The following is a 6111-nucleotide window of genomic DNA, read 5'->3' as shown; positions in this document are numbered from 1 at the left end:
GTACAGACGGTCGCTCTCCCGGTCGCAGGCGATGTCCGCGCCGGCGACGAGCCGCGGTCGCAGCGGCCCGCCCCGCCGGACGACGCGCGCGGCGAGGCGTCGCTGGAGCGCGGCCGCTTGGCGCGGCGGGAGGTTCCACGCGTGGATCGTCCGGATCCTCATCGTGCCGTCTCCTTGAGGCGCGCGGCGGCCGCCGGTATACTGTTCGAAACAGGAGAGTACCATGCCGGCGAACCTGACGCCCCAGTACTTCGCCGCCGAGGAGAAGTACAAGGAGGCGAAGAACCCACAAGAGAAGCTCAAGGCGCTCCGCGGGATGCTCTCCGCGATTCCCAAGCACAAGGGGACCGAGAAGCTTCAGGCGGACATCAAGCGCCGCATCTCCCTCGTCGAGGAGGAGGAGGAGCGCTCGCGAAAGAGAGGCGGACGCGGGCCTTCCCCCGATCATGTCCCGCGCGAGGGGGCGGGACAGATCGTGATCGTCGGCGAGCCGAACGTCGGGAAGTCCGCTCTCCTCGCCGCGCTCACCGGCGCGCCGGCCGAGGTGGCCGCGTACCCGTTCTCGACCCAGCGGCCTCGGCCGGGAATGCTCTCGTTCGAGGATGTCCAGATCCAGCTCGTCGACACGCCGCCCTTCTCGGACGAGTACATGGAGCCGTGGGTTCCGAACATCCCGCGCGCGGGGAACGGAGTCCTTCTCGTGATCGATCTCTCGGCGGGCGATCCGGACGACCGCCTTCTCGGCCTTCTCGTTCATCTCGAAGCCGCGCGTCTCTCCCTCGTGCCGGAGGGGGAATGGGAGCGCCCGATCGAGGACGAGGTCTTCACGAAGCGCGCGCTTCTCGCCGGAAGCAAGGCCGACCTCGCGGGCGAGATTCCGGAGAAGGTCGGCGACTTCCCTCTCCGCCCGGTCTCCTCGGAGACGCTGGAGGGGATCGATCGACTCCCCGCTCTTCTCTTTCGCATGCTCCGCGTGATGCGGGTCTATCCGAAGATGCCGGGCCACAAGCCGGACATGGAGAGGCCGTTCACGCTTCCCGTCGGGTCCGGCGTCGGGGATCTCTGCCGGATCGTGCACAAGGACTTCGCCGAGAAACTCCGCTTCGCCCGTCTTTGGCGGGAAGGGTCCTTTCAGGGGATTCAGGTGCACAAGGACCATCCTCTCCTCGACAAGGACATCCTTGAGCTTCATATGTAAAGCAGGATTCGGCGCGCAGGACGGAACCGAGGGAGAGATCAATCGTCCCCGGAATCTTTCGACTTGCGGAACTTGCGGAACTCCTCCTCCATCTTGCTCAGCTTATCTTTCTTCTTCTTTTCGCGTCCGTCGCCCATGAAGAAATCGCTCATCTCGTCCCGGTCCTTCTTCTTCCTCTCCTGGAACTCGCGCAGGTCCTCCTCGAAGCCGGGCCCGTGCTCCTCGCGCGAGAGCTCCTCCAGGGCGAGATGATCGGCGACCTCGACGTGCGTTTCGAACGGGTTCGCGAGAAGACGGAGGACTCCTTTCTCGGCGAGGCCGCGCGCGAGGTGATAGGCGATCTCTCGAGAGTCGCCGAGAAGCTCGGCGATCTCCTCGACGGTGGGGGGACGGCCCTCCCGATGGGCGAGAACGCGGACGGCCGCCACGAACAGGTGACCCTCTTCGTATTGGGGACCTCGCGCCGGCATATCGCCTCACTCCTCCCGTCTTCCGATTCGATCCGGTTCGGGCATTCTACCGCATTTCGAAGAGCGGGGCCACGTCTTCTTGCGGGAGCGAGCTCCCGACGAGTTTTCGCTTGGCGCCGCCCGTCTCATCGGCTATTCTTATCCCCCGTGCCCCCGGCTCGCCCCTTCGATTGAGCAGAGGGAGCTTCGCTCCCTCCTTTTCGTGCCGGGCAGAGAGAGCGCACTCCAATGTCGGACGGCGAAAGAAAGCATCCGCTCCGCGCCCGCGCGCTTCTCGGCGTCGCGCTGGCTCTCGGGCTTCTCCTGCCGCTCGGCGCGCGCGGCGAGGAGACGTCGAACGTCTACGACCTCGACCGCTGCTTGAGGATCGCTCGCGAGACGAACCGCGGTCTCCAGGCGGCGCGGGTCGAGGAGGAGAAGGCCGGCTTCCGCGTGCGCGAGGCGTGGGCGGCGGCCCTTCCGCAGATCGGTCTCGATGGGCGGATCGGGCGAAACTTCAAGCTCCCCTCGTTCTACTTCGGAGGTTTCCCCTCGTTCGGCGGCGAGGAGGACACGCTGAACGGGGAAGGCGGCGAAGAGATCCCGGAGAACATCCGCATCGAGGTCGGCTCGCGCTACGACTACACGGCGACCCTCTCGCTCACGCAGCCGCTCTGGCTCGCGGGGAAGGTGGGCGCCGCGCTTCAAGCGGCAAAGATTTACAATCGAAGCGCGAAGGAGGACGTCGAGGCGAGCGAGCAAGGCGTCGTCCTTCTCGTAAAGAGTCTCTTCTACCGAGCGCTTCTCGCGGAGGCGGAAGCCGAGGTCTATCGGTCGGCGCGCGATCGGGCTCTTCACCATCGCTACGCGGCGAGCCTCCGGCGGGAGCGGGGCCTCGCCTCGGAGTTTGAGCTTCTTCGGGCCGAGGTGGACGCGAGCGAGGCGGATCCCTGGGTGATCGCCGCTGAGAACGAGGCTGCGCGTGCGCGGAACGATCTCAAGACGGCGCTCGGCATCGACGTCCGCGAACCGATCGAGGTGCGGGGCGCGCTCGAGTACGCGCCGATTCTTCCCGAGAAGATCCGGGGCCGCGGCGGCCGCGCGGCGGAGGAGAACCCCGATCTCGCGGTGCTCGCGCTCCGCGCGCGCCTCCTCGAACAGAACCTCCGGGTCGTTCGAGCGGACCGCTTTCCCAACTTCTATCTTACGGGGCAGTACCAGTTCTCGGGGAACTCGGACGATCTCCGCTTCTCGGAACAAGAGCGGACGAGCTCCTCGTTCGGCGGCGTGTACGCGACGTTTCCCATTTGGACGAGCGGCGCGACCTCTTCTCGGATCCGGCAGGCGGAGGCGGAGCTTCGGATCGCTCGGATTCGTCTCGCCGAGGCCGAGGAAGATGTGCGCAAGGCGGTCGTCGCCGCCGAGCTCGACATCGAGAGCGCGGAAAAGCGGCTCGCGGCATCCGAAAAGTCTCTGGCGTACGCGGAGAAGGCGCACGCGATCGCGGAGACGAGGTACGAGAGCGGGCTTCTGTCGCAGATCGAGCTCTTGGACGCTCGCCTCGCGCTCACGCGCTCGCGCGTCGCGCATCTTCGATCGATCCACGACGCGCTTCTGGCTCAGGCGGTCTGGATGCGAGTCGTCGGCATCTCGTGGGGGGAGGAATGGTAATGGTCGGCTGGTCGCGTGCGGGGAGGAAGGTGATCGTCGCGGCGGTCTTCCTGACGCTCGCCGGATGCGGAAAGAAGGAAGCGGAGAACGGATCCGCGCCCCCGACGACCCCGGTCCGGGTGAGCGCGGTCGAGCGCCGCTCGTTCAACGATTACTTTAACCTGATCGGTACGGCGCGCGCCGATCGAGAGGCGACGCTCGTCTTCGAAGTCGGCGGGGCGGTCGAGCGGATTCTCGCCGACCAAGGAGCCTCGGTTCGCGAAGGGGAGCCGATCGCGAAGCTGAACGACGATCTCTACGCCGCCGCGCTTCGCGAGGCGGAAGCGGCGCGCGATCTCGCGGCAGATCTCTTCGAGCGGAGCGCGGCGCTTCGGCCGGAGGGGGCGATCTCGGAGTACGAGCTTTCGAGCCTCGAGCGCCAGAGGGAAATGGCGGAGGCGCGCTACGGAACCGCCAAGTCGCAGCACGACCGGACGGTCCTTCGCGCACCGTTCGCCGGGATCGTCGACACCCGTTTTCTCGACGTCGGCGACTTCGCGGGGCCGGCGACTCCCTTCGCGCGGTTCCTCGATCTTCGCTCGGTACGAATTCGCGTCCCGCTTCCGGAGATCTATCTCGCGAAGGTCCGCCCGGGGGACCTTGCGGAGGTGTTCGCCGACCCTTATCCGGAACGGGTCTTCGAGGGAGAGGTCGTCTTCGTGAGCCGCGAGGTCGACCGCGGCACGCGCACCGTCACGGTGGAGGTGCGCGTCCCGAACGAGGACGCGGCGCTTCGTCCCGGCATGACGCTCCGGGCTCGTCTCGTCAAGGACGTCTACGAGGGCGCGATCGTCGTCCCCCAAGACGCGGTCGTGGAGACCGAGGAAGGCTCCGCAGTTTTTCTGGCCTCTTCGGGAACGGCCCTGCGGCGGATGGTGAGGATCGGGGCGGTGTACGGCCAGATGGCGGTCGTCGACAGCGGCCTCGCTGAAGGGGATTCCCTCATCGTCGTCGGGAACCGGGAGCTCGTCGAGGGGGAGCGGATCGAGGTTCTTCCGTGAGGCCCGCATGAAGTCGATCACCGATTTTTCCATTACGCATAAAGCGATCGTCTTCACGCTTTGCGCGCTGATCGTCCTCCTCGGCGTCGGTTCTTACCTGTCGATCCCCAAGGAATCGACCCCCTCCATCACGATCCCGATCATCCTCGTCCAAGTCATCTATCCGGGGGTCGCCCCGAAGGACGTGGAGGCGCTCGTCACGCGGAGGATCGAGACGAAGCTCAAAGAGATCAAACAAGTGAAGGAGCTCCGCTCGACGACCGGCGAGGGGTACGTGGTGGTCGAGGCGGAGTTCGAGCCTGACATGGACATCGAGTCGGCCCTGCAGCGCGTCCGCGACAAGGTGAACCAGGCGAAGGCTGACATGCCGGCCGACATCGAGGAGCCGTACGTCACCGAGATCAGCTTCGAGGATTTCCCCATTCTCCTTCTCAATCTGTCCGGCAAGTACGGCCTCCTTCGCCTAAAGGACCTCGCCGAGGATCTTCAGGAGCAGATCGAGTCGGTGCCCGGCGTTCTCTCGGCGGACCTCACGGGAGAGCTCGAGCGCGAAGTCCAGGTCGCCGTCGATCCGATCCGGCTTCGCGCGTACGATCTCGATCTCGCGGACGTGATCGAGGCGATCGCGAGCGAGAACCTCACGGTCCCGGGAGGGACGGTGGAGGGGGGGAGCGTGAGCTTCACCGTCCGCGTGCCGGGGGAGTTCGAGACGCCCGGCATCGTCGCGGATCTCGTCGTGACGAGCATCGGGGACCGTCCGGTGTACGTGCGCGATCTCGCGGCGGTCCGCTACGGCTTCAAGGAACGGACGACGTACGCCCGGCAGAACGGCGCCGATTGCATCACGATCAGCGTCAAGAAACGCTCGGGTGAGAACATCATCGGCGTCGCGGACGCGGTGAAGGCGATCATCGAAGAAGCGCGCCCGAGCTTTCCTCCGACGACCGAGATCACCGTCGTCGCCGATCAGTCGAAGGAGATCCGCGACATCGTCCGCGAGCTCGAGAACAACATCTTCAGCGGTCTGGTTCTCGTCATTCTCGTCCTGTTCGCGTTCTTGGGGTTTCGGAACTCCGTCTTCGTCGCGATCGCGATCCCGCTCTCGATGCTCCTCTCGTTCATCGTGATCGCCGCGCTCGGCCACACGATGAACATGGTCGTTCTCTTCAGCCTCATCCTCGCGCTCGGCATGCTGGTGGACAACGCGATCGTCGTCGTCGAGAACATCTTCCGGCACCGGAACGAGGGGTATTCGCGCCAAGAGGCCGCCTCGCGCGGAACGAACGAGGTCGCCGTTCCGGTGACCGCATCGACGCTCACGACTCTTGTCGCCTTCGGGCCGATGCTCTTCTGGCCCGACATCGTCGGCGAGTTCATGAAGTACCTCCCGATCACGCTGATCATCACCCTTTCCGCCTCGCTGTTCGTCGCGCTCGTCATCAACCCGACCTTTTGCGCGGTCTTCATCTCGGTGCGCGGCGAGGGGAAGAAACGCCCCCCTGGGGACCGCCTCTTTCTTCGCTTCCGCGGCTTCTATCGGGGCCAGCTCGCTTGGGCGCTCCGCCGCCCGTGGATCGCCCTCGGCGGGGTATTTCTCGCGCTTCTCGTCACCGTGTTCGCGTTCGTTCTCTTCGGAACCGGCGTCGAGTTCTTTCCGGATTCCGATCCGAACTACGCCTACATCGACGTGACCGCGCCGCTCGGCACGCGCCTCGAGGTCAGCGACGCGATCGTGCGCCGCATCGAGTCGGAG

General features: G+C 65.8%; 6 protein-coding genes. 4 read left to right on the top strand and 2 right to left on the bottom strand.

Going from position 1 to position 6111, the window contains the following annotated elements; genetic code table 11:
• Positions 1-162: endonuclease V (locus tag FJY73_13765; protein ID MBM3321725.1), on the bottom strand; the 162-nt coding region annotated here is incomplete at its 3' end.
• 61 nt (positions 163-223) lie between these two features.
• On the opposite strand from FJY73_13765, the gene FJY73_13760 reads away from it, so the two are divergent.
• On the top strand, positions 224-1198 hold the full coding sequence (locus FJY73_13760; GenBank protein MBM3321724.1) for a 50S ribosome-binding GTPase: 975 nt from the start codon (positions 224-226) through the stop codon (positions 1196-1198).
• A 38-nt stretch (positions 1199-1236) separates the two neighbouring features.
• On the opposite strand, the gene FJY73_13755 is transcribed toward FJY73_13760, so the two are convergent.
• Complete coding sequence (locus FJY73_13755; GenBank protein MBM3321723.1) at positions 1237-1668, bottom strand: hypothetical protein; 432 nt, start codon at positions 1666-1668, stop codon at positions 1237-1239.
• A 228-nt stretch (positions 1669-1896) separates the two neighbouring features.
• Here FJY73_13755 and FJY73_13750 point away from each other — a divergent pair, with 228 nt between their 5' ends.
• The 3 genes from FJY73_13750 to FJY73_13740 all read left to right on the top strand — a co-directional run.
• Positions 1897-3318, top strand: a complete 1422-nt coding sequence (locus tag FJY73_13750) for a TolC family protein (GenBank protein MBM3321722.1) — start codon at positions 1897-1899, stop codon at positions 3316-3318.
• A complete protein-coding gene (locus FJY73_13745) occupies positions 3318-4358 on the top strand; it encodes an efflux RND transporter periplasmic adaptor subunit (protein MBM3321721.1) in 1041 nt (346 codons plus the stop codon). The genes FJY73_13750 and FJY73_13745 overlap by 1 nt, the downstream gene beginning before the upstream one ends.
• A gap of 7 nt (positions 4359-4365) precedes the next feature.
• On the top strand, positions 4366-6111 hold a 1746-nt coding region (locus tag FJY73_13740; GenBank protein ID MBM3321720.1), incomplete at its 3' end, for an efflux RND transporter permease subunit.

The organism is Candidatus Eisenbacteria bacterium, from assembly GCA_016867715.1.
GTDB lineage: Bacteria > Orphanbacterota > Orphanbacteria > Orphanbacterales > Orphanbacteraceae > VGIW01.
Note: the sequence above shows the minus strand (reverse complement) of the source record. Positions and strands in the feature narration are given on the sequence as shown.